A 23,642-nucleotide genomic window follows, 5' to 3' on the forward strand; every position below is an offset into this window, starting at 1 on the left:
TACCTGTCGCGCGCTGCTCCCGCGGCGCCCACCCGCGCACCCTCCCGGCGCCCCCCCCCGCCCGCCCGTACTACGGTGGTTAACGTCCGGGCGGCCGTCCGCTGTTTCGCCGTACCGCTGCGATCGTGCGGGCGGTGGCCGTGCCGGCGGCGTCAGGACATGGCACGCAGCCGGTCGGAGAGGGTGCCGGCGAAGAAGTCGAGGAAACCGTCCGGGTCGGGGCCGGCGTTCTGCAGGACGACGTGGTCGAAGCCGGCCTGAACGTACGACCGGACCTTCGCCACGTGCGGTTCCGGGTCGGGGCCGATGGCGAAGAGCTGGCGGATGTGTTTCTCCTCCACGTGCGCGCTGGCCGCGTCGAAGTTGACCGGGTTCGGCAGTTCGCTCATCACCTTCCAGCCGGTGACCATCCATCTGCTGGTCTGCAACACCGCCTGCACCGCCTGGTCCTCATCACTGGCCCAGGCCAGCGGAACCTCGGCGTAGCGCGGGCCGGAGCCGCGGGCCCGACGGTAGTGATCGACGATCGAGGCGTCCGGCTCGGTGGCGAACAACCCGTCGCCCAACTCGGCGGCGAGCCGGGCCGACGCCTCGCCGCTGGCCGCCACCGCGATCACCGGCGGGGTGTCCGGCAGGTCGAAGATCCGGGCGTCCTCCAGGTGCAGGTGCCGGCCCTCGTAGGACTGGTAGCCGCCCTGCCAGAGCAGCCGGATGATCTCCAGCGCCTCGCGGAGCCGCTCGTGCCGGCCCCGGACGCTGGGGAAGCCCTGCCCGACCACGTGCTCGTTGAGTCGTTCGCCGGCCCCCACTCCGAGGGTGAACCGTCCGTCGGAGACCAGCGCCATGGTCGCCGCGGCCTGCGCGATGATCGCCGGGTGGTAGCGGACGGTCGGGCAGGTGACGCCGGTGGCCAGACGCAGGGTGCTGGTCTTGGCGGCGATGGCGCCGAGCACGCTCCAGGTGAACGACGAGTGGCCCTGCGCGTCCAGCCAGGGGTGGAAGTGGTCGCTCATCTCGACGAAGTCGAATCCAGCCTGTTCGGCCAGGACGGCCTGCCGGATGATCTCCTGGGGGCCGTAGCCCTCCGCGGCCAGCTTGTAGCCGATCTGCATGCCACGCTCCCGGTCTCGTCCGCCGACTGACGCGGGTCGGTTCCCGACCTCCGGGTCGGCAAACACCGACGACACCCACAGGCCAGCCTCCTAGGACGCCCTAGAGGGTGTGCGGCGCGTCAGCAGATCGACCAGGCCGGCCAGATCCTCCTCCCCGGCGCCCTCGGCCAGGCGACGGCGCATCAGCGCGAAGTAGGGACTGAGCAGTTCCGCGCTGACACCCTGCTGCTCGGCGGTGCGCAGGAAGGTCGGTGCGCCGGCCACCTGCATGCCGAGAGTGGAGACGACATCCGTGGTGTAGTCGCCGCTGCGCAGGCGGTCGGCGGTCCGGTGCGCGGTCGGGGCCATGGCGACGAGCCAGTCCGCGAGCAGTGCGGCGAACGCCGCGGGATCGATGTCCTCCTCGCGGATCAGGGCGAAGGCGTGGGTGATCCCGGCGAACATGCCGTACATGGCGCTGAGCAGGGCCACGTCGTGCAGGGCGGCGAAACCCGGGTCCTCGCCCACGAAGGTGGTGCCGGCCGGGACGCCGAGCGTCTCCCGGTGCCGGTCGAACAGTTCCCGCGAGCCGCTGTAGAAGACAAAGCCGCCCGCATCCGGTACGCCGATCATCGGCGGGACAGCCATGATCCCGCCGTCGAGGTAGCGGGCACCCCGCTCGTGTGCCCACGCGGCGCGGGCGCGGGCCTGGGCGGGGGTGCCGGTGGTCAGGTTGACCAGGTCCCGGCCGGTCAGATCCACGCCGGCCATCGCCTCGTCGACCGAGGTGTCGTGCAACAGGCAGACGACGACAAGGGTGTTCGCCGCGACCGCCTCGGCGGCGCTGGCCGCGACCCGAGCGCCCTCGCCGGCGAGGACGGTGGCGCGGGTCGGGGTGCGGTTCCAGACGGTGACCCGGTGACCGGCGACGAGCCAGGCGCGGGCCAGCGCGGAGCCCATCGCGCCGAGCCCCAGCATCGTGACGGAGGTCTGCTCAACAGCGTTCGGTGTCATGCCGACTAGGCTGGCCAGAAGTCCTCCGGTGCTCAAGTACGCACTTCGGAGTGGGCGCTTACCCCCAAGTGAGCGAGGACGTCGGAAGGGGTGGTCATGACGACGCTGAACCGGCCGGGCGCACCAGACGGACACGTCTGCGGGATCGACGCCGCGATGGAGGTGATCGGCGGCAGGTGGAAGGTGCTGATCCTCTGGGCGCTGCACGAACACCCGTACCGCCGCTTCGGCGAACTGCGCCGACTGCTCCCGGGGATCTCCGAGAAGGTGCTGGCCTCGCACCTACGGGAGATGGAAGGGGACGGTGTCGTGCACCGCGTCTCCTACGACGAGGTGCCGCCCCGCGTCGAGTACTCGCTGACCGTGGACGGCACGCGACTCAACGAGGCGCTCGAGCCGCTGGCCGCCTGGGGGAGCGAGAGGCGCGTCGGCGCGTCAGCGAGCACCGTCTCCGACGGCTGAGCTGCCCCCGCGCGGACACCGGCCCCGCGCCCCGGGGGTCGGGGGGCGCGGGGCCGGTGCAGATCTGTCCTACTTGGAGGGCTCGGGCAGCTTGCAGTCGACCTTGGGGTTGGCGCCGATGTAGTTCAACGGCCCGGCCACGATGGTGACCAGGATGGTGCCGGCTTCGGCGCAGTTGGTGTCGTCGCCGCTGTAGTAGCCACGCTGGCCGGCGGCGACCGCGCCGATCACCAGCCAGATCACGACGATGACTCCGAGTATCGAGGTGCCGCGCATCGCTGCCTCCTGAAGGAAATGTGGTGGATCTGAGGTGCAGTCGTTGTACCCAATCGGGTCGTGCCGCTAACGGAGACCGGGACGAGGCCGCGCCGGATCCCCCATCCGGCCGAGGCCGATCGCCGTTGCGTACCGCCCGGGATCGGCCGCTCGCACGGGGTAACGCGAGTCGGCTATCGGATCGACGACCGATCCGGCACCCGTGCCGCTCGGCGGACGTAGAACTGCCTCACGGCCCCGCCGAGGAGGACTCATGGACGCCCCGACACCACCCCTGTACATCGACCGTCCCGAGGACGTCGCGGTCGCGGCCCGCGCGCTGGCTCGCGGCGCGGTCGTCGCGGCGGCGTTCGCCAACTTCTACGTCATCGTCACGCGTCCCGACGCGGCCACCGTCCGCCGGGTCAACCTGGCCAAGGGCCGACCCGCCGAGCAGGTCGGCAGCATCACCACCGCGATCGGCCGGATCCCCGGGATGTTCGACTGGACGCGGATCTCGCCGCGGCTGCCGGTCGGCCGGGTGCGGGCACTGATGGACAGCCTGTACGGCGCCGGGCCGTTCGGCTTCCGGGGGCCGGCGGCGGAGCGGCTGCCCGAGCACCTCACCCAGGTCGACCAGGGGCTGCGCACCACCCAGGTGATCGCGCCGGGCCTGACCTGCCCGTCCAACGTCTTCTTCGAGCGGGCGCTCGCCGAGACCGGATCGGACCACCTCTACATCACCTCGGCGAACCGCTCCCGGCATCTCACCGGCGCGGCCGAGGAACCGGCGCACTGGAAGGCCGCGGCTCTCGCCGCCGACTTCGCCCACCTCGACGACCTGGTGGTGCTCGCCCACCGGGACGAGTCGGCGGCCCGCGCCGCGTACCCGGGCTACCTCACCACCTCCGTCACCCTGCTCTCCTTCCACGCGTCGGACGGCGAACTCGAGGAGCCGCCGGTGCTCACCGTGGACCGGCACGGATCGCTGCACCTGGATGACGTCCGCCGCGCCGCCGCGCCGCTCGGGTTGCAGGTGCGCCTGGGTGGCACCGCCGCGCGGCGACTGCAGGTCCGCGCGTACGCCGGGGCGCTGGTGTGAGCGGTTACCGCGTCGGCCTGGTGGTGCCCAGTTCGAACACCACCATGGAGACCGAGATCCCCGCCATGCTGCGCCGCCGCGAGACCGTCGACCCGACGGTCCGATTCACCACGCACGCCAGCCGGGTACGCCTGCGTCAGGTGACCCCCGACGAGTTGGCCCGGATGAACCGCTCCGCTCTCCGCTGCGCCGCCGAGCTGGCCGACGCCCGCTGCGACGTCCTCGCGTACGCCTGCCTGGTGGCGGTGATGTGCGAGGGGCCCGGCGCGCACGAACGGGCCGAGCGGCGGCTGGGCCGGGCGGCCGGTCGCGCCGGGCACGACATGCCGGTGGTGAGCAGCGCGGGGGCGCTGGTCGCCGGGCTGCACGCGTTGGGTGCCCGTCGGGTGGCCCTGATCGCGCCGTACCTGCCGCCGTTGACCGCGACCGTCGTCGCCTACCTGGCCTCGCACGGCGTGCAGGTGACCGAGGCGGTGAGCCTGAGCGAGCCGGACAACGTCGCGGTGGGGCGCGTCCCCACCGCTCACCTGGTCGAGCTGGCGGAGCGGCTGGATGTGACCGACGTGGACGCGGTGGTCCTGTCCGCCTGCGTACAGCTGCCGTCGTTGGCGGCGGTGCCGCGGGTGGAGGCCCGACTCGGCCGTCCGGTGCTCACCGCGGCCACCGCCACCGTGCACCAACTGCTCACCAGGCTGGGTGTCGAACCGTACGTGCCGGACGCCGGACGGCTGCTCGCCGGGGCCTGAGTGGGGGGCGGCGGCCGGTTCAGTGCGGTGGAGAGGGGGCCTCGGGTGGTTTGCCGTAGCTACGCCGGAAGTCCGCGTAGGCCACTCCGATCAGCACCAGCAGGGCACCGAGAGAGGCGAACACCGGCGGCAGGTACAACACGGCGGGCGCGATGGTCAGCAGCGCCAGCACACCACCGGGGCGGGACAGCGACACCCGGCTGAACACCTCGTACTCGAAGGAGGCCCGGCCGGCCAGGAAGAGGGCCGGGCCACCGAGGATCACCGCCGCCCAGGCCGGCGGCGTCCGTCCGGTCGACTCGTGCAGCACGAGGTCGAACCCGGTCGCCGTGGTCACCACCCCGGCCACCATCAGCAGATGGGTGTACGGGGCGGTGAACAGGAACTTGCTGGGTGACCCGGACCCCTTGATGGCCATCGGCAGCAGCTGACCGGACTTGTGCACGTAGATCCGCCAGAGCAGCAGGGTGGTCAGGAACGCCACCGCGAACACCCCGATGTTCTGCGCCTCGGTGTGCGCCGCGCTGAACATGGTGCCGATGGTCAGGATGGCGTCGCCGAGCGCGATGATGAAGAACTGCTGGTAGCGCTCGGAGAGATGCTCCGCGGTGACGTTGCGCTGGGGCTCGGGCACCACCCCGAGCCCCGGCACCGGGTACGCGAGCCGGAAGCCGACGTAGTCGATGGCGAGCGCGAGCGCCCAGCACGCCAGGCGGGCGTCGTCGCTGACGAACGCGCCGATGAGCCACGGGATCGCGGACACCGCGAACCAGATGAAGATGCGTGCCGCGCGGCGCTGGGTCTGCGGTTCGCGGCGGACGGCCGGCATCAGGAACAGCCCGCGCCCGAGGTGGATCGCCACGTAGGTGCCGGCGAACGCGAGCCCACGGTCGCCGAACGCCTCCGGGATCGCCGCGGTCATCAGCAGCGCGCCGAACATCACGGCGCTGATCAGCAGCTTGATCTCGGTGCGTTCCGGGTTGTACAGGTCGGTGACCAGGGTGGTGATCACCCACGTCCACCACACGGCGGCCAGCAGGATCAGCGCCTGTCCGGCCCGGTGCCAGTCGAGTTGGTCGACCATGCCCCGGGAGATGAGCGCCAGGGCGACCACGTACACCAGGTCGAAGAAGAGTTCGAGGAGGGTCACCCGGCGCGGGGCCTCCGGATCACGCACCGGAGGACGACGGGACCGCGGGGACCCGGGCTCCGGCGCGGCGTGGTGCACGGGCTACTCCTGCGGAACCGGTCGGCTCGACGGACCCGTCCGGCCCACCTGAACGGACGGTAACGAGCGGTCGGCAGCCCGGCCGCGAATTCGCCGTGCGTCCCCCAACCGGGGGTGATCCACTCGGCTTCCGGGAAGCCGGGGTGTCCGGGTCGGTTGGCCCGGTCTTCTGAATCCCGAGTCGATCACGCCGGCGGCTGGGTCCGTGGTGAACTGACCTCGACGGCCGAACCCCCGGCCTACCGTCGCGTCGGACGGTGGACCGGGGGCTCGATGTCGCGCGTCAGGACGGGTTGCCGCCCGGGAGTACGGCGGCCATCTCGTCGCCGGCACCGGCGAGTACGCGCGCCTGCTGCGGCCAGGTGGCCAGCGCGGGTGCGGCGCGCAGGCCGGCGGCCCGGATCAGGTCACGCAGCGCCGCCTCGTCCAGCGCACCGAGTTGGACGTACGTGCGCACACCGGCGTCCTGCAACGCCGCCGCCATCTTCGGCCCGATCCCCTGGATCCGGCGGAAGTCGTCGGCCGGTCCGGAGTCCGTGTCGCTGGCAGCGGCCGGGACGACCGGAGGAGTCTCGGCCACGGGCGGTACGACCGCAGGCACGGCCGCCGCCGCCGCCGGCACCGACTCCGGCTCGGCGTCCGCGTCCGTCGGAGCTGCTTCCACGCCGCCGGCGTCCGACGGGTCGGTGTGCGGCGCGTCGGCGTTCACCGGCGTCGGCACCGCGGCCTCGGCCGCCACACCGTCGGCCGGCCTGGTCGCGATCGGCTCGTCGAGCGGGCTGACGGCGGTCGGTTCGTCGGCCGGGCTCGCCGCATCGTCGGTCGCGGTCGGCTCGTCCGCCAGGCTGGCCTTGGTCGCCGCATCGTCGGCCGGGTCATCCGCGTCGGACGGTGCCGACGGCGGGGCCTCGGTCAGCGCCATGTCGGCGGGGTCGGCCACGACCGGCTCGTTGGCCGGGCTGGCCTTGGTCGCCGCATCGTCGGCCGGGTCGGTCGCGGTCGGCTCGTCGGCGGGGGTGGTGTCGAGCGGGAGGTCGTCCGCGGGCTGGCGGGGGGCGATCACGGCCGCCGGGGCGGGCTGCTCGTCGACCGCGACCGGCTCGGGGGTCGACTCCACAACGGGCTCCGACGGAAGGTCATCCGCGTCGGACGGTACGGGCGGCGGGGCCTCGGTCAGTGCCATGTCGGCCGGGTCGACGGCGCTCGGGGCCTCCGCCGGCACTTCCACCGGCGTGGGCCCACTGTCCGGTCCGGTGACGGCGGCCGGCGCGCTGACCGTGTCCACCGGCACTGGTTCGTCGGCGACCGCGACGGGGGCCGGGTCGACGGCGGCCGCGGGCCGGGCCTCGTCGGTGGTGGCCGCCGGCGTCGGCGCTTCGATCACGGCCAGGCCGGCGACGGGATCTCCGTCCACTATCGACTTACCCTGCACGCCCCGCCGGCCGCGCAGCAGCCACCCGGCGGCCAGGCCCAGCAACAGTGCCAGTACCACTATCAGCGAGTGTCCGATAGACCACGCCACGGCGAACCTCCCTCTCAGCTCGTTGGAAAAGGTACGAGAAAAACTCGCCGCAGCTTCGCACACGCGTGTTGCTGGCAAGTGAGAGGATCGGCCGCAGGCGACCCGGGTGTGGCGACCACGTCATGCGGTGCCCGCCGAGTGACGCAGCGTCGCAGCGAACAACCAGCACCGCACCGAACAAGCAGCGTCGCACCGAAGCGCGGAAAGGCCCGGCACGACGAGACCCGGGCCCGGCGGGGGACGCCGAGCCCGGGTCGATGTCCAGCTCAGTCCTGGTCGCCCTCGTAGGTGTGGAAGTCGTCGACGAACCGGCGACGCAGCCGCGGCACCCGGCTCGTCACTCCGAAGTAGCCGCGCGCGCCGAGCAGCGCGAGTCGACCCACCACCGGCCGGTACATCCGGTCGTCGCCGCTGGTGCCGCTGCGGTTCAGCGATTCGGCGACCCGCGCGACGCCGTACGGCACCATCGCTGCCTCGTAGTCGGCGACCGCCTGCACCAACGTCTTGTCGCCGGTCACGGCGTGCCCGAGCTGGTCGCAGAGCAGGCGGGCGTCTCGCAGCGCGGTGTTCGCGCCCACCCCGCGGCCGGGGGTCATGGTGTGGATGGCGTCGCCGAGCATGGTGACGGTGCTGCTCTTCCAGGGCGGCGTCGGTTCGGACGTGGACACCCTGATCGGTAGGGCACTTGCCGGGTCCGCGCGGGTCAGCAGCTCCCGCAGGTTCGGGTGCCAGTTGGAGGTGAGGTCCAGGGCGACGTTCACCAAATTCTCGCCGCGACGCTCCAGGACGTCGGCGGGGAATCGGCGGCCGGTGCTCCAGATGATGAGGTTGATGTTGTCGGTGGTGGTGTCGTGGGCCAGGCCGGGCCAATTTCGCAGCACCGCGGCGTCGGCGTCGCTGACGTCGGGTTTGACGGCCCGCCGGGCGTCCCACTTGAACTCCATGACGTGCAGGACGCCCATCATCCCGCCGACGCCGAAGATCAGCGAGATGCCCTGACGGACCCGCTCCGGGACGAGGCCGCGGGTGTAGGCGGTGAGCGGGATCCGGGTGGCGATGTTGATCGTGCCGGCGTCGCGCGTGACGGCGTGCGGCAGGTACTGCCGGCGTACCGCCGAGTGGGTGCCGTCCGCGCCGACCAACAGGTTGCCGGTGGCACTGGTGCCGTCGGCGAAGTACGCGGTGACCGTGCCGTCGTCGCGTTGCTCGTAGCGGGTGAAGGTCTTGTCGAAGTGCACCACGTCGTCCAGGCCGGTCAGCAGCACCTGCCGCAGCACCATCCGGGCCACCGAGTGTTCGGTGTGCACCGGGTCGGCGTTCGGTCGTAGGGCGAACGACGCGGTCTGGCGGAGCCCCTGGGTGACCACGTTGAAGTAGTGCGGCGGCCGCGCGCAGGTGGCCAGGAAGATGGCGAACAACTCCGGGGACAGGCACTGCCGCAGCGCTCGGCTACCGGTGGGGCCGATGCCGACCCGGTAGCCGAGCAGCCCTTCGGCGCGGTCGCGGTGCCGTTCGTAGACCGCGACGCTGATCCCGGCACGGCGCAGGCCGTGCGCCAGGCACAACCCGCCCGTGCCGGCGCCGATGATCAGGACGTGCGGTGGAGGGGTGGGCATGTCAGCCCGCCGGCTGTGCCGCGGCGTCGGTACTGGCCGGGCGCACCGCGGGCGCGTCGGTGCTGGCCGGACGCGCCGCAGGTACGTCGGTGCTGGCCGGACGCGCCGCGGGCGCGTCGGTGCTGGCTGGACGTGCCGCGGGCGCGTCGGGGGCATCCCACCGGTAGAAGCAGCCGGCGATGGCGTCCCGGGGGGAGCGCCAGGTCGGCAGGTACGGCGACGTGTGCGCGGAGAGCCGCTCGTTGACCTGCTGGAAGAGCGGGTGGTTGCGGGCCGCGGCGAGGGCGTCCGGGTCGATGTCGTCCGAGGTCTCCAGCAGGTGTACGCACAGGTCGTGCAGGCAGTACAGGGATCGGTGCGTGACGCCGGTCAGACCGGGCAGGTCGGTGGCGTCGGACTCGGCGAAGATCTGTGCGACCCGCCCCTCCGCGCCCGGGATGATCCGGCTGACGATCAGTAGACGACTCATGGAACCCCTTCCGCCGGTGGCCTCCCGATCCTCGGATCGGCGCCACGTGCTCTGTGCGCCTACCGTGCCGCAGCGTCTGTCACATCACCGTCACGTACGCCGGCCCGCCGGTGACGGGCCGTCGGTGACGGCCTCGCGGGTGGCCTGGCGGATCGGGGCGAGCGTGTCGTCGAGCAGGGCGTTCATCGCGGGGCTCGGCTCCAGACTCAACTCCCTGCGCAGCAGGTCCCGGTAGACGTAGAAGGCGTGCACGGCCTCGAAGGCGTTGCCCTCGGCAAGGTGGATGCGGACCACCAGGCGGTGCGGCGTCTCCCGGAGCGGCTCGGCGGCCATCGCCTCCAACGCGGCGTCGAGGGCCTCACCGTGCCGCCCCGCGGTCAGGTGCTGCCCGGCCACCTGTTCCAGCATGTGCAGGCGCAGTTGGCGCAGTCTCTCCCGGTCCAGCAGCACCCAGTCGTCGTACCAGCCGGGCAGGAGGTCGTGCCGGCCGGCGGCGAGCGCTCCCGCCGCGATGCGCGGGTCGTCGCCGTCCCGCACGCGGGCCGCGGTGCCGACCAGGTCGTCGACGTCGAGCCGGACCGTCGGGCCGAGCCGTACGGTGTCGCTGGCCACGGTCATCGGGCAACACGGGTCCTGCCGCAGCCGCCACAGCGCGGTGCGCAGTGAGGACAGTGCCCGTTCCTCCGACGCGTCCGGCCAGAGCAGGCCCGCGAGTTGGCTGCGGGTGGCGCCGGGGCGCAGCCCGATCAGGGCGATCACCCGTTGCAGCCCGCGGGGCACCACGACCGGCACCGCCTCGCACAACAGGCGGAAGCCACCGAGCAGGTGAAGGGAGACGCCCTCCCCGGGCGGCGCCCCGGCGGTCGGCACGGACGGGTCAGCGGTCACGGCGGCACCCCCTGCGGAACGCTCGTCCCGACTGTCTGCTGTGTCCCGGATCGGTTGCCCGTGACGCCACTGTCGGCCCCAGCGGTGGGGGCGCGGCCCACGGCTGCCGGGGGCGGCCCCGCCCGCCGGGGCGGCCGGGCTGACCACCGTGAAGATTATCAATAGCAGTAACGGTGAGTCAACGCCGCGGTGAATGTTCTATTGGCCGACAGTCAACCTGAGATCGGTTCTGAACTGCGGAAACGTCCGTCGGTCCGCCCGTGTGGGATGCAGCGTACGCATAGCTGGTACACAGGCTGCGTCAACGCAGCGTCACCGTCCTACGTCGCTGACCGGTGCGCCACGGTGACGCCGCCGTGACGAGGACTGCCGCATCGTGTCCGCAGTCGTCCAGCGCGTCCGGGCACACCCGTCGCCGCCCGGACGCCGTGGGGGAGGAGCAGTATGGACCGATCACTGATCGTCGCGAAGGTGGATCCGACCGCCGAGGAGCGGGTCGCCGAGATCTTCGCCGAGTCGGACGCGACGGAGCTGCCGCGCCTGGTCGGCGTCCGGCACCGTTCGCTGTACCGGCTCCACGATCTCTATGTGCACCTGCTCGAGACCGAGCATCCGGCAGCGGACGCGGTGGAGGGCGCCCGGGGTCACCCGGAGTTCATCCGGGTCAGTGACCGCCTGCGCCCGTACGTGTCGCCGTACCTGCCCACCTGGCGCTCACCGCGGGACGCGATGGCGCGGTGCTTCTACCGGTTCGACGCCCCGGACCCCCGGCGGCGGTCGTGACCGCCACCGCGCCACGGGAGGAGCAGCTCTGGTCCCGCTGCCCCGGCTGCGCCAGCCTGCTCTACCGCAAACGGTTGCGTCGCAACCTGGATGTCTGCCCGGAGTGTGGGGAGCACGCCCGGCTCGGCGCCCCGGAACGCCTGCGTCAGCTTGTCGACCCGGGGTCGCTGCGGCTGTTGCCCGACCAGCTTCCCGAGACGGACCCGATCGACTTCGTCGACGTGCTGCCGTACCCGCACCGGCTCAGCGCCGCCCGCGCCAGCACCGGACTGGCCGAGGCGGTCGTCTGCGCCACCGCCACCATCGGCGCTCACCCGGCCGTGCTGGCGGTGATGGATTTCCGTTTCCTGGGCGGCAGCCTGGGTTGCGCGGTGGGGGAGCTGATCACCCGGGCCGCCGAACGGGCGCTGGACGACCGCGTCCCACTCATCCTGGTCACCGCCTCCGGCGGGGCGCGGATGCAGGAGGGCGTGCTGTCGTTGATGCAGATGGCCACCGTCAGCCAGGCCATCGCCGCGCTGCGCGAGGCGGGACTGCTCACCGTGAGCGTCCTCACCGACCCGACCTACGGCGGGGTGGCCGCGTCGTTCGCCACCAACACCGATCTGGTCCTCGCGGAGAGCGGCGCGCGGATGGGTTTCGCCGGTCCCCGGGTGATCCGCCAGGTCACCGGCCGGGCGCTGCCGGAGGGCTTTCAGAGCGCCGACGTCCTGCTCCGCCACGGTCAGGTCGACATGGTGGTGCAGCGCCGGTCACTGCGGGCACGGCTGGGGGCGCTGCTCGCCGCCACCCGCGCCGCCCGCCCGGCCCGTCCGCCCGTACCCCGGCAGGACCCGGCGGCGTGTCGCGAGCGCCTCGCCGACGCGGCCCCGGCGGGCGGAGGTGACACCCCGGCGGTACGCGACGCGTGGGACACGGTCCGACTGGCGCGACACCCCGGTCGGCCGACCACACTGGACTACCTCGACTCGGTCTTCGACGGGTTCCTGGAGCTGCACGGCGACCGGATCGGCGGAGACTGCCCGGCCGTCGTGGGCGGCGTGGCGCGGCTGGCCGACCGGCACGTGATGGTCATCGGCCACCAGAAGGGGCACACCACCGCCGAGTTGGTGGCCCGCAACTTCGGCATGGCCAGCCCGGCCGGGCACCGCAAGGCGCTGCGGTTGATGCGCCTCGCCGCCCGGCTCGGCCTGCCCGTGATCACGCTGGTGGACACCCCCGGCGCGGACCCCGGGGTGAGCGCCGAGGAGCAGGGCCAGGCGGCGGCCATCGCGGAGAACATCCTCACCCTCACCGTGCTGCCCACCCCCGTGCTGGCAGTGATCACCGGAGAGGGGGGCAGCGGCGGCGCACTGGCCCTGGCCGTCGCCGACCGGGTGTTGATGCTGGACAACGCCGTCTACTCGGTGATCAGCCCAGAGGGATGCGCCGCCATCCTCTGGCCGGACCGCTCGGCGGCGCCGCAGGCCGCCCGCGCGCTCAAGCTGACCGCGCCCGACCTGCGCCGACTCGGGGTGGTCGACGAGGTCGTGCCGGAGCCGACCACCGCCGCGCACGGCGACCCGGCGGAGACCGCCCGCCGGTTGCGCGCGGCCCTGCTGAGCAACCTGCTGCCGCTGCTGGACGTGCCGCCCGCCATGCTGGTCCGCCTGCGTCGACAGCGCTTCCGCCGGTTCGGGATGGCACGCGCCGGCACTCGGGCGGGTGCCCGGTGAGCGCCGGGGACACGACGGTGTCGACCGTCGAGGTGCCCCACGAGGCCGGGGTGGAGGGCGAGGAGGCGCTCGCCGGCCTGCGCCGGCAGGCACAACACCTGATCGCCGAACTGGCCGGGCCGGTGCGCCGGATCCGGCTACGCAGCGGGCCGGCGGTGCTGGAGGTCGAGTGGCACCCGGAGGAGCCGGCCCGTGCGGACGTACCTCCCGGGTCTGCCGAGGCCGCGCGGCCCGCCGGCCCGCCACCGGCCCCGCCACCGGCGCCCGGCCGGGCCGCGGTGCGGGCACCCGTCGTCGGCACCTTCTACCGCGCGTCGGAGCCCGGCGCGAGGCCGTTCGTCGCGGTGGGCGACCTGGTCCGTCCGGGCCAACCGGTCGCCATCGTCGAGGCGATGAAACTGATGAACGAGGTGACCGCCGATCGCGCCGGTCGGGTGGTCGCGATCCTCGTCGAGGACGGCCACCCGGTGGAGTACGACCAGCCGCTCGTCGAGCTGGACCCGGCATGACGGCGCAGGGTGGTTGACCATGTTCGAGACAGTGCTGATCGCCAATCGGGGCGAGATCGCCCTGCGGGTGCTGCGCGCCTGCAAGGAGCTGGGTGTGCGAACCGCAGTCGTCTACTCCGCGGCGGACGCCGACTCGCCGGTGGTCCGCCTCGCCGACCAGGCGGTCCGGATCGGGCCCGCGTCGAGTCGGCGCAGCTACCTGAACGCGGCCGCGATCGTGGAGGCCGCCCGGCAGGTGGGCGCGCAGGCCGTGCACCCCGGTTACGGCTTCCTCTCCGAGGATGCCGACTTCGCCGAGATCTGCGTGGACAACGGGTTGACCTTCATCGGCCCACCACCGGCGGTGATGGCCGCGCTGGCCGACAAGTCCTCGGCGCGGGCACTGCTGAGCCGTGCCGGCCTGCCACTGTCGCCGGGCAGCGTCGCACCGGTGCCCACCGCCGCCGCGGCGGCGGAGGTCGCCGCGGCCGTCGGCTACCCGGTGATCGTGAAGGCCGCCGCCGGCGGAGGCGGTCGCGGCATGACCGTCGTACGGACGCCGGGCGAGCTGCGCCGGGCGTACGCCCGCACCCGGGCCGCCGCCCAGGCCGCCTTCGGCGACGACCGGGTGTACGTCGAGCGCTACCTCACCGAGGCGCGACACGTCGAGGTGCAGGTGCTCTGCGACTCCCACGGCAACGGGGTGCACCTGGGCACCCGGGACTGCTCGGTGCAGCGCCGGCACCAGAAGCTGGTCGAGGAGGCGCCCGCCCCGGCGCTGTCCGCCGCCGTTCTCGACACCATCGCCGAGGCCGCCCTTCGGGGCGCGTTGGCTGTCGGCTTCGTCGGTGCCGGAACCCTGGAGTTCCTTGTCGACGCCGAGGAGAAGTTCCACTTCCTGGAGATCAACTGCCGGATCCAGGTGGAGCATCCGGTCACCGAGATGGTCACCGGGATCGACCTGGTGCACGAGCAACTGCACATCGCCGCCGGGGTGCCGCTGCGCTGGCGACAGGAGGAGATCCGCCTGCACGGCGTCGCGGTGGAGTGCCGGGTCAACACCGAGGACCCCGACCGGGACTTCGCACCAACCCCCGGCCGGCTGGAACGGTTCACCCCACCCGGCGGCCCGTTCACCCGGGTGGACACCCACGCCAGCGCCGGCTACCTCGTCGGCCCCTGGTACGACTCGCTCCTGGCCAAGGTGATCGTCTGGGCGCCGGACCGGGAGCTGGCCCTCAACCGGCTGGAACGGGCCCTGGACGAGTTCGACATCGCCGGGCCGGGCGTCCACACCACCATCCCGTTCGTCCGGCGCGTGCTCGACGACGCCGCATTCCGCAAGGGCCGCTACACGACCGGCCTGGTCGACCGTCTGCTCGCCGCGCCCGACGCGGCGGCCGCGCGGCGGTCGACGGCCACCCCCGCTCCGCGCCCCGCGCCCGCCGCGGAACCCGACACGACCCTCAGGAGGACCCGATGACCGTCACCCATGGTCGCCCGATGACCGCCGAGATCACCGACATCCTGGTGGCGCACTGCGGGCTGGACCCCGACGCGGCGGCCCGGGCGCCCGCCGCGTCGCTGGAAGAGCTGGGGATGGACTCCCTCGCACTGCTGGAACTCTCCGCGGTCGTCGCCGACCGGTGGCAGGTGAGCATCCCCGAGCAGGCCGGGGAGCTGAGCATCCCGGCGGTGGCCGACCTGGTCGCCCGCCGCGTCGACCCACCCGGGCACACCGAGAACAGCGTGGTCATCGACGCGCCGCTGGCGCTGGTCTGGGAGGTCACCAACGACGTGGCGAACTGGACCGAACTGTTCACCGAGTACGCCGTGGTGGACATCCTGCACCGCGAGGGCCACACCGTGCGGTTTCGGCTCACCATGTACCCCGACGAGAACGGGGTGTCCTGGAGCTGGGTCAGCGAGCGCACCTCCGACCCGGTGAGCAGGCAGGTGCGGGCGTACCGGGTGGAGACCGGGCCGTTCGAGTACATGCGGATCCACTGGCGCTACACCGAGGAGGCCGGCGGCGCCCGGATGACCTGGACGCAGGACTTCGCGATGAAGCCGACCGCACCGCTGGACAACGCCGCGATGACCGAGCGGATCAACACCAACAGCGTCATCCAACTCACGGTGATCAAGGATCGGGTGGAACGGATCGCCCGGCAGCGCGCCGACCAGGACGTCCCCCTGACCAGCACCGAGCCGACGGAGGCCGACGATGAGTGACCTGAGTACCCGACCGATCGCCGCCGGGGACGTACCCGCCGACCGGCGACGCGGCGGTGAGCTGCGCGTGTTGCTCGGCCCCCGCACGGTCGGCAGCACCTCGGGCTTCCTCGGGGTCGCCGCCCTCGCGCCGGGGGAGCGGATCGCCGAGCACTACCACCCGTACAGCGAGGAGTTCCTGTACGTGGTGCGCGGCGCGATCACCGTCGACCTGGACGACCAGCCGACGCTGCTGGCCGCCGGTGAGGCCCTGTTCGTGCCCGTGAACGTGCGGCACCGACTCCGCAACACCGGCGTCGAACCGGCCGAGGTGGTCTTCCACCTGGGTCCGCTCGCCCCCCGCCCGGAGTTGGGTCACGTCGACACCGAGTTGGCCGAACAGCGCGGTGGGTCGTGAGCGCGAGGAGCGCGCCGGGCTTGCGAGCCCCGCAGTCGCGAACCGAGGTGACGTCGTGAGCGGACGCCGCACGGTGGTGACCGGGATCGGGGTGGTCGCGCCCGGCGGCGCCAGCCGGGACCGGTTCTGGAAGACCATCACCGAGGGGCGGACCGCCACCCGGCGGATCAGCTTCTTCGACCCGTCGGCGTTCCGGTCGCAGATCGCCGCGGAATGCGACTTCGACGCGACCGCCGCGGGGCTCACCGAGGCCGAACAACGCCGGGCCGACAGGTACGTGCAGTTCGCGCTGGCCTGCTCCGTCGAGGCCGTCGCCGACGCCGGACTGGTGCTCACCGACGCCGAGCGGGACCGGGCCGGGGTGGTGCTCGGCACCGCCGTGGGCGGCACGATGGCGCTGGAACAGGAGTACGTCACCGTCAGCGAGCACGGTCAGCGCTGGCTGGTCGATGCCACGCGCGGTGGCCCGTACCTCTACCAGGCGCTTGTGCCCAGCAGCCTCGCCGCCGACGTGGCCTGCCGGCACGGGCTGCACGGCCCGGCGCAGGTGGTGTCCACCGGCTGCACCTCCGGCATCGACGCCATCGGCTACGCCCACCAGCTCATCGTGGACGGTGAGGCGGACGTGATGCTGGCCGGTGCGGCGGACTCGCCGATCTCGCCGGTCACCGTCGCCTCGTTCGACGCGATCAAGGCGACCAGCCCGGACAACGACGACCCGGCGCACGCCTCCCGCCCGTTCGACGCCGACCGGCACGGGTTCGTGCTGGCCGAGGGCGGGGCGGTGCTGGTGTTGGAGGAGCTCGGGCACGCCCGCCGGCGGGGCGCGCACATCTACTGCGAGGTGGCCGGCTACGCCAGCCGCAGCAACGGTTACCACATGACCGGGCTGCGTCCGGACGGCCTGGAGATGAGCCTCGCCGTGACCGACGCGTTGAAACAGGGGCGGATCCTGCCCGAGCAGGTGTCCTACATCAGCGCCCACGGCTCGGGTACCAAGCAGAACGACAGGCACGAGACGGCCGCGTTCAAACGGGCGTTGGGCCAGGCCGCGTACCGGGTGCCGATCAGTTCGATCAAGTCCATGGTCGGGCACTCGCTCGGCGCGATCGGGTCGATCGAGATGGCGGCGTGCGCCCTCGCGATCGAGTTCGGCGTGGTGCCACCGACGGCCAACTGGAGCACCCGGGACCCGGAGTGCGACCTGGACTACGTACCGAACGAGGCGCGGGAGGTCCCGGTGGACGTGGCCCTGTCGGTGGGCAGTGGATTCGGCGGCTTCCAGTCGGCCATGGTGTTCCGCCGGTCGGCCGGCCCGGTGGCGGCGTGAGCGCCGTTCGGCCCGGTGGCGGCGTGAGCGCCGCGCGGGCGGTGGTGACCGGCATCGGCGTGGTCGCACCGAGTGGCATCGGCGTGGACGCGCACTGGCGAACGGTGCTGACCGGCACCCGCCGGACCGGACCGATCACCCTGTTCGACCCGGCCGGCTATCCGACGCGATTCGGCGGGGAGGTGCCCGGCTTCACCGCCGACTCGTACGCGGACAGCCGGCAGGTGGTGCAGACCGACAGGTGGACGCACCTCGGCTTCGCCGCGACCCGGTTGGCGTTGGCCGACGCCGGCCTGCCCGAGCGGGCCCCCGACCCGTACGGCTACGCGGTGACCCTGGCCAGCTCGTCCGGGGGCAACCTGTTCGGCCAGCGGGAGTTGCAACGGCTGTGGGGCGGATCGTCGCGCACGGTCGGGGCGTACCAGTCGATCGCCTGGTTCTACGCGGCGAGCGTCGGGCAACTGTCCATCCACCACCAGTTCAAGGGTCCGAGCGGGGTGCTGGTCGCGGAGGCCGCCGGCGGGCTGGACAGCCTCGCGCACGCCGCCCGCGCGGTACGCCGGGGCACCCCGGTGGTGATCGCCGGGGCCACCGAGTGCCCGCTGAGCCCGTACGCGTTGGCGTGCCAACTGCGTTCCGGGCTGCTCAGTGACGTCTCCGATCCGCAGCGGGCGTACCGGCCGTTCGACGCCTCGGCCAGCGGCTACCTGCCGGCCGAGGGAGGCGCGGTGTTCGTGGTGGAGGAGTTGGGGCACGCCCTCGCCCGGGGCGCCCGCGTCTACGGTGAGGTGAGCGGCTGGGGCTCCACCCACGACGCCGCGCACACCACCGCGGACAGCGCCGGCGACCCGACCCAGTACGCGCGGGCGATGCGGCTGGCCCTGGACCGGGCCGGCGTCGCCGCGGCCGGTATCGACGTCGTGCTGCCCGACGCCCTCGGCGTGCCCCGCTACGACCGCAGCGAGGCCGAGGCGTTGCGCGCCGTGTTCGCCGAGCGGCCGGTCCCGGTGACGACGCAGAAGCCGCTGACCGGGCGGGCGTACCAGGGTGGCTCGGCGTTGGACGTGGCCACCGCGCTGCTCGCCTTCGCGCACGACACGCTGCCCGCGTCGGCCGGCCCGGAGGAGGTCGCCGAGGGGTGCGAACTGGACTTCCTGCGCGAGCACCGCCAGCCGCGCAGCCGACTCGCGCTGGTCTGCGCGCGGGGCTTCGACGGGTTCAACAGTGCGCTGGTCCTGCGCGGGGCCGTGCCGATGAGGGGAGAGACGCCATGAGTGGACAGCGGGCGCGGGTCGTGTTCCTGGTGCGGGTTCCGGTGCCACGCACCGACGAGTTCCTCGCCGCCTACGAGGAGGTGCGGCACCTGGTCGCCGACGGGGTGCCGGGACACCTGGTCGACCAGGTGTGCCGCTCGTCGACCGACCCGGAACAGTGGTTGATCACCAGTGAGTGGGTGACCCTGGCCGACTTCGAGGCCTGGGAGCGCAGCCCCGAGCACCGGGACCTGGTACGCCCGATGCGGGAGTGCTTCACGGACGCCCGTTCGCTGCGTTTCCACATCCACGCGCAGACACCCGCGCTGGTCTGACGCTCCCGCACGATCTCCCGGGTGGGGGCCGCGACGGTCGTCGGAGGTGATCGCCGGGGCCGGGCCGATCGCGGGGCGACCACCCGCGGGTTGACGCACCGCGTTCACCGGATGGCAATGCGCGACGGCCGGCGTGGGCCGGTCCTGGGTGGACGGTCATAATGTCCGCATGATTGCCTGGGAGTACGCCCTGCTCGTTCGCCGTTATCAGGGACAGGGCCGCAATTTCCACGTCTCGTTCGTCTGGTACGCCCCGGACGGGTCCCGCAAGGACATCACCGCCTTCGGTGACACCGCCATCGCGCACCTCAACCGTGCCGGTCGGGAGGGGTGGGAGCTGGTTTCCGCGGCCGAGGACGTGAACAACGTCCAGGGCAGCACCGAGGTCCACCGCTACCACCTGAAGCGCCCCCTGGAGTGACGCCGCAAGCCGGTTCTCGTCGATCATGGAGTTGTGGTGGGGGACGAAAGCCGCCTACCGTCCCGTTCCGGGCACCACAACTCCATGATCGACGTGGCCTAAGCCGACGTGGTCTGACCCTTAGGCCAGGTTGATGCCCGGGTAGAGGGGGTGGGGGGCCAGCAGGTCGGTCGCCTGCCGGGCGATCTTGTCGGCCAGGTCGGCGTCGAGCACGTACTTCGCCTTGGACGGGGTGCCGTCGGCGTTGGCGCCGGCCGTGGTCTGGGTCAGCACGGTGTGGATCAGATCCGCGGTCTGGTCCATCTCGGCGGTGCCCAGGCCCCGGGTGGTCAGCGCCGGGGTGCCGATCCGGATGCCGGACGTGTACCAGGCCCCGTTCGGGTCCTGCGGGACCGAGTTGCGGTTGGTGACGATGCCCGAGTCGAGCAGCGCCTGCTCGGCCTGCCGACCGGTGAGCCCGTAGCCGGACACGTCGATCAGCACCAGGTGGTTGTCGGTGCCACCGGTGACCAGCTTCGCGCCCCGGCGCAGCAGCCCCTCGGCGAGCGCCTGCGCGTTGTCCACGATGCGCTGGGCGTAGTCGGCGAAGTCGGGGCGGCGAGCCTCCGCGAGGGCGACGGCCTTGGCGGCCATCACGTGCGGCAGGGGACCACCGAGCACCATCGGGCAGCCGCGGTCCACCTGGTCGGCCAGCTCCGGCTGGCAGAGCACCATGCCGCCGCGCGGACCGCGCAGCGACTTGTGCGTGGTGGTCGTGACGATGTGCGCGTGCGGCACCGGGTCGAAGTCGCCGGTGAACACCTTGCCGGCCACCAGGCCGGCGAAGTGCGCCATGTCGACCATGAAGGTGGCGCCGACCGAATCGGCGATCTCCCGCAGGATCCGGAAGTTCACCTTCCGGGGGTACGCCGAGTAGCCGCCGACCAGGATCAGCGGCTTGAACTCGCGGGCCGCCTCGGCCACCCGGTCGTAGTCGATCAGCCCGGTCGTCGGGTCGGTGCCGTAGCTGCGCTGGTCGAACATCTTGCCGGAGATGTTCGGCCGGAACCCGTGGGTGAGGTGGCCGCCGGCGTCCAGCGACATGCCGAGCATCCGCTGGTTGCCCAGCTCGCGGCGCAGCGTGAACCAGTCGGCCTCGGTGAGGTCGTTGACGTGGCGGACCTGCGCCTTCTTCAGCGCGGGGGACTCCACCCGGTCGGCCAGCACCGCCCAGAAGGCGACCAGGTTGGCGTCGATGCCCGAGTGCGGCTGCACGTACGCGTGCGCGGCGCCGAACAGCTCCCGGGCGTGCTCGGCGGCGAGCGCCTCGACGGTGTCGACGTTCTGGCAGCCGGCGTAGAAGCGGCGGCCGACGGTGCCCTCGGCGTACTTGTCGCTGAACCAGTTGCCCATGGCCAGCAGCGTCGCCGGGGAGGCGTAGTTCTCGCTGGCGATGAGCTTGAGCGACTCCCGCTGGTCGGTCAGCTCGGCGCCGATGGCGTCGGCCACCCGCGGCTCGACAGCCCGGATCACCTCAAGGGCGCTCCGGAATGCGGTGGACTCGGCGTTGTGCGACATGCGACCTCCAACAGACGTGCGGGAAGGCCCAGGCGCTCGGCAAACGTCCTCGTGACGGGGCCGCTCCCCGATGGTTGTCCATCCCCACGCGCCAGTAACGGCCCGCGCCGATCCTACCGGGCCGGCCGGGGCCGTCCCGGGCGACCTCCGTACGCCACGCGTCGGCAGGGTTGAGCGGCCGACGTCGGGGCACACGGAAGGGAGCGGTTACCACTGCCGGTACGACCGCCACCCGCCCGAGAGTAGTCACCCATCATGACCACACCGTCCACCGACCGACCGCTCGCCGTGGTGACCGGAGCGTCCAGCGGAATCGGGTACGAGCTGGCCGTGCAGTTCGCCGAGCACGGGTTCGACCTGGTCGTGGCCGCCGAGGACGACGGCATCTCCTCGGCGGCCGAGAAGCTGCGCCGCGACGGCGGCCCCCAGGTCCAGCCCGTCCGCGTCGACCTCGCCCGGGAGCAGGGCGTGGAGGAGTTGGCCTCGGCGATCGCCGCCACCGGGCGTCCGGTGGCCGCCCTGGCGCTCAACGCCGGCCGGGGCGCCGGCGGCGCCTTCGTCGGCGGTACCGACCTGCGCGACGAGTTGGAGATCGTCGACCTCAACGTGCGCTCGACCGTGCACCTGGCCAAGCGGCTGTTGCCCGGCATGGTGGAGCGGGGCGCGGGTCGGGTGCTGTTCACCTCGTCGATCGCCTCCACCATGCCGGGGCCGTTCCAGGCGGTCTACAACGCGTCGAAGTCGTTCGTGCAGTCCTTCGCCGAGGCGCTGCGCAACGAGCTGAAGGACACCGGCGTCACGGTGACCGCGCTGATGCCCGGGCCGACCGACACGGAGTTCTTCGACCGGGCCGACATGGAGGACACCCGGGTCGGCTCCGGCTCCAAGGACGACCCGGCGAAGGTCGCCGCGCAGGGCTTCGAGGCGCTGATGAAGGGCGATCAGACGATCACCGCGGGGTCGCTGATGAACAAGGTGCAGACCGCCGCGGGCAAGATCATCCCCGACAAGCTCAAGTCCGAGCAGCATCGGCACATGGCCGAGCCGGGTTCCGGTAGCTGACCCCGGTCCTCGTGAGGTGACGCACGACGAGGGGCCCGGCAGCACGCCGGGCCCCTCGCGGCTGATCAGACCATCGACAGCGTTCCGGGGATCTCGTCGAGCAACTCCCGGGCGAGGAAGCCGATGCGGCCGTACCGGGGGATCAGCCGCTGCCCGCTCACCGCGTGCGCGAACGAGCCCCAGCAGGCGGCCTGCGCCGGGTCGGCGCCCCGGGACAACAACCCCGCCAGCAACCCGGCGAGCACGTCCCCGCTGCCGGAGGTGCCCAGCCCGGCGTCGCCGCTCTCCTCCCGCCAACCCCGCCCGTCCGGGGCGGCCACGTGCCCGTAGAGCGAGACGACCGCCTCGTAACGGGCGGCCAGCTCGGCCGCCTCGGCGTCCAGGTCGTCGCCCGGTTCCCGGCCGAGCAGGTGCCCGGCCTCGGTGACGTTCGGGGTGAGCACCACGGGCCGGCCCGAGCCGACCAGCAGGTCCGGCGCATGGCTGAGCGCGCCGAGGGCGTACGCGTCGAGCACCAGTGACGTGCGCGGTCGGGCCGCGTCCAGGACCAGGCTCAGCAGGCGGTTGGTTTCGTCGATCGCCTTCAGTCCGGGACCGAGGGCCACCACGTCGGCCTGCGCGACCAGCTCGCCGAGCTGGCCGTCCCGGTCCGCGGCGACCGCGCCGTCGGAGGTCTCCGGCAGCCCGACCACGAGCGCCTCGGGCACCTGGATGCTCAGCGTGGCCGCGGTGGACTCGGCGGCGGCCAGTTGGAGCACCCCGGCGCCGGCGCGCAGCGCGGCCACCCCGGCGAGCAGCACCGCACCGGGGGTGAAACGGGAGCCGCCGACCACCAGCACGGTGCCCCGGCTCTCCTTGCCGCCGACCGGCACCGGCAGCGCCCATTCCCGCAGCAGCCCCGGTGTGATCACCTGAACGTCAGACCGGTTCGGCATGGATCTCGTCCTCCCTGGTTGGCTCGGCGCCCTGCCGGTGCAGGTGACCGACCTCGTTGAACCCGCCAAGCGTCAGCCGGCCCTGGGCGTCGGCGGACCAGTCGGTGATCGAGCAGTTCGCGATCACGTGTTGGCGGGTCAGCGCCATCAGTTCCTCCTCGGTCAGCCCCTCCACCAGATAACGCAGCAGGAAGACAAGCGCGTCGTGGCCGAAGAGCAGGACCCGTTGGCCCTCGTGGTCCCGGCGCAGGTCGCCGAGGAGCGTGCGCAGTCGCAGCGCCACGTCGGTCCAGGACTCCCCGCCGGGCGGCCGGTAGTAGAACTTGCCGAGCCGCTCCCGGCGCTCGGCCTCGTCCGGGTGACGCCGACGCACCCCGCGCCCGGTCAGGCCGTCGAGAATGCCCAGCTCCCGGTCGCGCAGCCGCTCGTCGCGGCTCACCGGCACGCCGGTGCCGCGCAGCGCCAGCTCCGCGGTGGACACCGCCCGCAGGTACGGCGAGACCACCGCCACGTCCGGCCGGCGCTCCGGCGGCAGCTCGGCCAACCAGCGGCCGGTGGCACGGGCCTGCTCCGCACCGGTGGGGGAGAGCGGCACGTCGGCGTCGCGGTGACTGAGCCCGATCAGCTCCTCGCCGGACGCCTCGGCGTGGGTCGCCGCCACGTTCGCGGTGCTCTCACCGTGTCGGATGATCCAGAGGGTCGCCAGTTCCGCCATGCCGACCCCCTACCCGGGTGCCG

Annotated in this window: 23 protein-coding genes, 2 pseudogenes and 1 riboswitch; of the genes and pseudogenes, 14 read left to right on the forward strand and 11 right to left on the reverse strand. The window is 72.7% G+C overall.

Going from position 1 to position 23,642, the window contains the following annotated elements; genetic code table 11:
• Positions 1–152 precede the first annotated feature (152 nt).
• Together AB0A90_RS18285 and AB0A90_RS18290 are read right to left on the reverse strand one after the other, a co-directional pair.
• Positions 153–1,112: a TIGR03557 family F420-dependent LLM class oxidoreductase gene (locus tag AB0A90_RS18285; protein WP_357248822.1), complete on the reverse strand. Its 960-nt coding sequence runs from the start codon at positions 1,110–1,112 to the stop codon at positions 153–155.
• A gap of 90 nt (positions 1,113–1,202) precedes the next feature.
• Positions 1,203–2,105 carry an NAD(P)-binding domain-containing protein gene (locus AB0A90_RS18290; protein WP_357248825.1) on the reverse strand — a complete coding sequence of 301 codons (903 nt, stop codon included), beginning with the start codon at positions 2,103–2,105 and terminating at the stop codon, positions 1,203–1,205.
• A 96-nt stretch (positions 2,106–2,201) separates the two neighbouring features.
• Here AB0A90_RS18290 and AB0A90_RS18295 point away from each other — a divergent pair, with 96 nt between their 5' ends.
• Positions 2,202–2,567 (forward strand): helix-turn-helix domain-containing protein, encoded by a 366-nt coding sequence (locus tag AB0A90_RS18295; protein ID WP_357248828.1) that lies wholly within the window; start codon positions 2,202–2,204, stop codon positions 2,565–2,567.
• A gap of 69 nt (positions 2,568–2,636) precedes the next feature.
• Here the strand turns inward: AB0A90_RS18295 and AB0A90_RS18300 are convergent, their stop codons facing one another.
• Positions 2,637–2,843: a hypothetical protein gene (locus AB0A90_RS18300; protein WP_306271566.1), complete on the reverse strand. Its 207-nt coding sequence runs from the start codon at positions 2,841–2,843 to the stop codon at positions 2,637–2,639.
• A 253-nt stretch (positions 2,844–3,096) separates the two neighbouring features.
• On the opposite strand from AB0A90_RS18300, the gene AB0A90_RS18305 reads away from it, so the two are divergent.
• The gene (locus AB0A90_RS18305; protein ID WP_357248831.1) at positions 3,097–3,924 is read left to right on the forward strand and encodes a hypothetical protein; all 828 of its coding nucleotides are present in this window, start codon (positions 3,097–3,099) and stop codon (positions 3,922–3,924) included.
• A complete protein-coding gene (locus AB0A90_RS18310; protein ID WP_357248833.1) occupies positions 3,921–4,670 on the forward strand; it encodes an Asp/Glu racemase in 750 nt (249 codons plus the stop codon). Before AB0A90_RS18305 ends, AB0A90_RS18310 begins: the two co-directional genes overlap by 4 nt.
• Before the next feature lie 19 nt (positions 4,671–4,689).
• On the opposite strand, the gene AB0A90_RS18315 is transcribed toward AB0A90_RS18310, so the two are convergent.
• From AB0A90_RS18315 to AB0A90_RS18335, 5 genes and pseudogenes are all read right to left on the reverse strand, one after another.
• The gene (locus tag AB0A90_RS18315; RefSeq protein WP_357248836.1) at positions 4,690–5,847 is read right to left on the reverse strand and encodes a low temperature requirement protein A; all 1,158 of its coding nucleotides are present in this window, start codon (positions 5,845–5,847) and stop codon (positions 4,690–4,692) included.
• Positions 5,848–6,181: 334 nt separating this feature from the next.
• A pseudogene (locus tag AB0A90_RS18320) lies at positions 6,182–6,463 on the reverse strand (hypothetical protein); the annotation flags it as partial.
• Positions 6,464–7,686: 1,223 nt separating this feature from the next.
• Complete coding sequence (locus AB0A90_RS18325) at positions 7,687–9,036, reverse strand: NAD(P)/FAD-dependent oxidoreductase (protein ID WP_357248839.1); 1,350 nt, start codon at positions 9,034–9,036, stop codon at positions 7,687–7,689.
• Between the two features lie 151 nt (positions 9,037–9,187).
• Positions 9,188–9,505 (reverse strand): annotated as a pseudogene (locus AB0A90_RS18330) (TcmI family type II polyketide cyclase); the annotation flags it as partial.
• Between the two features lie 90 nt (positions 9,506–9,595).
• The gene (locus tag AB0A90_RS18335; RefSeq protein ID WP_357248842.1) at positions 9,596–10,393 is read right to left on the reverse strand and encodes a BTAD domain-containing putative transcriptional regulator; all 798 of its coding nucleotides are present in this window, start codon (positions 10,391–10,393) and stop codon (positions 9,596–9,598) included.
• Between the two features lie 444 nt (positions 10,394–10,837).
• Between AB0A90_RS18335 and AB0A90_RS18340 the strand changes: the two genes are divergently transcribed.
• The 10 genes from AB0A90_RS18340 to AB0A90_RS18385 all read left to right on the forward strand — a co-directional run bounded on the left by AB0A90_RS18340 (position 10,838) and on the right by AB0A90_RS18385 (position 19,350).
• Positions 10,838–11,176, forward strand: a complete 339-nt coding sequence (locus AB0A90_RS18340) for a TcmI family type II polyketide cyclase (RefSeq protein WP_357248845.1) — start codon at positions 10,838–10,840, stop codon at positions 11,174–11,176.
• Entirely contained in the window at positions 11,173–12,891 is a 1,719-nt protein-coding gene (locus tag AB0A90_RS18345; RefSeq protein WP_357248848.1) for an acetyl-CoA carboxylase carboxyltransferase subunit alpha, read from the forward strand. The genes AB0A90_RS18340 and AB0A90_RS18345 overlap by 4 nt, the downstream gene beginning before the upstream one ends.
• Positions 12,888–13,400 carry an acetyl-CoA carboxylase biotin carboxyl carrier protein gene (gene accB / locus AB0A90_RS18350; RefSeq protein ID WP_357248851.1) on the forward strand — a complete coding sequence of 171 codons (513 nt, stop codon included), beginning with the start codon at positions 12,888–12,890 and terminating at the stop codon, positions 13,398–13,400. The genes AB0A90_RS18345 and accB overlap by 4 nt, the downstream gene beginning before the upstream one ends.
• Positions 13,401–13,419: 19 nt before the next feature.
• On the forward strand, positions 13,420–14,862 hold the full coding sequence (locus AB0A90_RS18355; protein ID WP_357248854.1) for an acetyl-CoA carboxylase biotin carboxylase subunit: 1,443 nt from the start codon (positions 13,420–13,422) through the stop codon (positions 14,860–14,862).
• Positions 14,859–15,614, forward strand: a complete 756-nt coding sequence (locus AB0A90_RS18360; protein WP_357248857.1) for an SRPBCC family protein — start codon at positions 14,859–14,861, stop codon at positions 15,612–15,614. The genes AB0A90_RS18355 and AB0A90_RS18360 overlap by 4 nt, the downstream gene beginning before the upstream one ends.
• Entirely contained in the window at positions 15,607–16,011 is a 405-nt protein-coding gene (locus tag AB0A90_RS18365; RefSeq protein ID WP_272611493.1) for a cupin domain-containing protein, read from the forward strand. The genes AB0A90_RS18360 and AB0A90_RS18365 overlap by 8 nt, the downstream gene beginning before the upstream one ends.
• A 55-nt stretch (positions 16,012–16,066) precedes the next feature.
• Entirely contained in the window at positions 16,067–17,341 is a 1,275-nt protein-coding gene (locus tag AB0A90_RS18370; protein WP_357248860.1) for a beta-ketoacyl-[acyl-carrier-protein] synthase family protein, read from the forward strand.
• 23 nt (positions 17,342–17,364) lie between these two features.
• Positions 17,365–18,615 (forward strand): beta-ketoacyl synthase N-terminal-like domain-containing protein, encoded by a 1,251-nt coding sequence (locus AB0A90_RS18375; protein ID WP_357249636.1) that lies wholly within the window; start codon positions 17,365–17,367, stop codon positions 18,613–18,615.
• Positions 18,612–18,929: an antibiotic biosynthesis monooxygenase family protein gene (locus tag AB0A90_RS18380; RefSeq protein WP_357248863.1), complete on the forward strand. Its 318-nt coding sequence runs from the start codon at positions 18,612–18,614 to the stop codon at positions 18,927–18,929. Before AB0A90_RS18375 ends, AB0A90_RS18380 begins: the two co-directional genes overlap by 4 nt.
• A gap of 169 nt (positions 18,930–19,098) precedes the next feature.
• On the forward strand, positions 19,099–19,350 hold the full coding sequence (locus tag AB0A90_RS18385) for a hypothetical protein (protein WP_357248866.1): 252 nt from the start codon (positions 19,099–19,101) through the stop codon (positions 19,348–19,350).
• 120 nt (positions 19,351–19,470) lie between these two features.
• Here AB0A90_RS18385 and AB0A90_RS18390 read toward each other — a convergent pair whose 3' ends face one another.
• Positions 19,471–20,907: a glycine hydroxymethyltransferase gene (locus tag AB0A90_RS18390; RefSeq protein WP_357248869.1), complete on the reverse strand. Its 1,437-nt coding sequence runs from the start codon at positions 20,905–20,907 to the stop codon at positions 19,471–19,473.
• A 19-nt stretch (positions 20,908–20,926) separates the two neighbouring features.
• A riboswitch (ZMP/ZTP riboswitch) is annotated at positions 20,927–21,016 on the reverse strand.
• A gap of 146 nt (positions 21,017–21,162) precedes the next feature.
• Here AB0A90_RS18390 and AB0A90_RS18395 point away from each other — a divergent pair.
• Positions 21,163–21,969: an SDR family NAD(P)-dependent oxidoreductase gene (locus AB0A90_RS18395; RefSeq protein WP_357248872.1), complete on the forward strand. Its 807-nt coding sequence runs from the start codon at positions 21,163–21,165 to the stop codon at positions 21,967–21,969.
• 65 nt (positions 21,970–22,034) lie between these two features.
• On the opposite strand, the gene AB0A90_RS18400 is transcribed toward AB0A90_RS18395, so the two are convergent.
• Both AB0A90_RS18400 and AB0A90_RS18405 read right to left on the reverse strand, forming a co-directional pair.
• Positions 22,035–22,904, reverse strand: a complete 870-nt coding sequence (locus tag AB0A90_RS18400; RefSeq protein ID WP_357248875.1) for an NAD(P)H-hydrate dehydratase — start codon at positions 22,902–22,904, stop codon at positions 22,035–22,037.
• Complete coding sequence (locus AB0A90_RS18405; protein ID WP_357248878.1) at positions 22,888–23,619, reverse strand: histidine phosphatase family protein; 732 nt, start codon at positions 23,617–23,619, stop codon at positions 22,888–22,890. The genes AB0A90_RS18400 and AB0A90_RS18405 overlap by 17 nt, the downstream gene beginning before the upstream one ends.
• Positions 23,620–23,642: the final 23 nt, after the last annotated feature.

Origin of the sequence: Micromonospora sp. NPDC049204 (assembly GCF_040647935.1) — a bacterium.
Taxonomy (GTDB): Bacteria; Actinomycetota; Actinomycetes; order Mycobacteriales; family Micromonosporaceae; genus Micromonospora.

Excerpts from the sequence above, each read along its gene's own strand:
- AB0A90_RS18405 (WP_357248878.1), bottom strand. The coding sequence starts at position 23,619 with ATGGCGGAACTGGCGACCCTCTGGATCATCCGACACGGTGAGAGCACC.
- AB0A90_RS18290 (WP_357248825.1), bottom strand. The coding sequence starts at position 2,105 with ATGACACCGAACGCTGTTGAGCAGACCTCCGTCACGATGCTGGGGCTC.
- AB0A90_RS18365 (WP_272611493.1), top strand. The coding sequence starts at position 15,607 with ATGAGTGACCTGAGTACCCGACCGATCGCCGCCGGGGACGTACCCGCC.
- AB0A90_RS18390 (WP_357248869.1), bottom strand. The coding sequence starts at position 20,907 with ATGTCGCACAACGCCGAGTCCACCGCATTCCGGAGCGCCCTTGAGGTG.
- AB0A90_RS18285 (WP_357248822.1), bottom strand. The coding sequence starts at position 1,112 with ATGCAGATCGGCTACAAGCTGGCCGCGGAGGGCTACGGCCCCCAGGAG.
- AB0A90_RS18355 (WP_357248854.1), top strand. The coding sequence starts at position 13,420 with ATGTTCGAGACAGTGCTGATCGCCAATCGGGGCGAGATCGCCCTGCGG.
- AB0A90_RS18325 (WP_357248839.1), bottom strand. The coding sequence starts at position 9,036 with ATGCCCACCCCTCCACCGCACGTCCTGATCATCGGCGCCGGCACGGGC.
- AB0A90_RS18385 (WP_357248866.1), top strand. The coding sequence starts at position 19,099 with ATGATTGCCTGGGAGTACGCCCTGCTCGTTCGCCGTTATCAGGGACAG.
- AB0A90_RS18360 (WP_357248857.1), top strand. The coding sequence starts at position 14,859 with ATGACCGTCACCCATGGTCGCCCGATGACCGCCGAGATCACCGACATC.
- AB0A90_RS18395 (WP_357248872.1), top strand. The coding sequence starts at position 21,163 with ATGACCACACCGTCCACCGACCGACCGCTCGCCGTGGTGACCGGAGCG.
- AB0A90_RS18300 (WP_306271566.1), bottom strand. The coding sequence starts at position 2,843 with ATGCGCGGCACCTCGATACTCGGAGTCATCGTCGTGATCTGGCTGGTG.
- AB0A90_RS18295 (WP_357248828.1), top strand. The coding sequence starts at position 2,202 with ATGACGACGCTGAACCGGCCGGGCGCACCAGACGGACACGTCTGCGGG.
- AB0A90_RS18305 (WP_357248831.1), top strand. The coding sequence starts at position 3,097 with ATGGACGCCCCGACACCACCCCTGTACATCGACCGTCCCGAGGACGTC.
- AB0A90_RS18380 (WP_357248863.1), top strand. The coding sequence starts at position 18,612 with ATGAGTGGACAGCGGGCGCGGGTCGTGTTCCTGGTGCGGGTTCCGGTG.
- AB0A90_RS18340 (WP_357248845.1), top strand. The coding sequence starts at position 10,838 with ATGGACCGATCACTGATCGTCGCGAAGGTGGATCCGACCGCCGAGGAG.
- AB0A90_RS18400 (WP_357248875.1), bottom strand. The coding sequence starts at position 22,904 with ATGCCGAACCGGTCTGACGTTCAGGTGATCACACCGGGGCTGCTGCGG.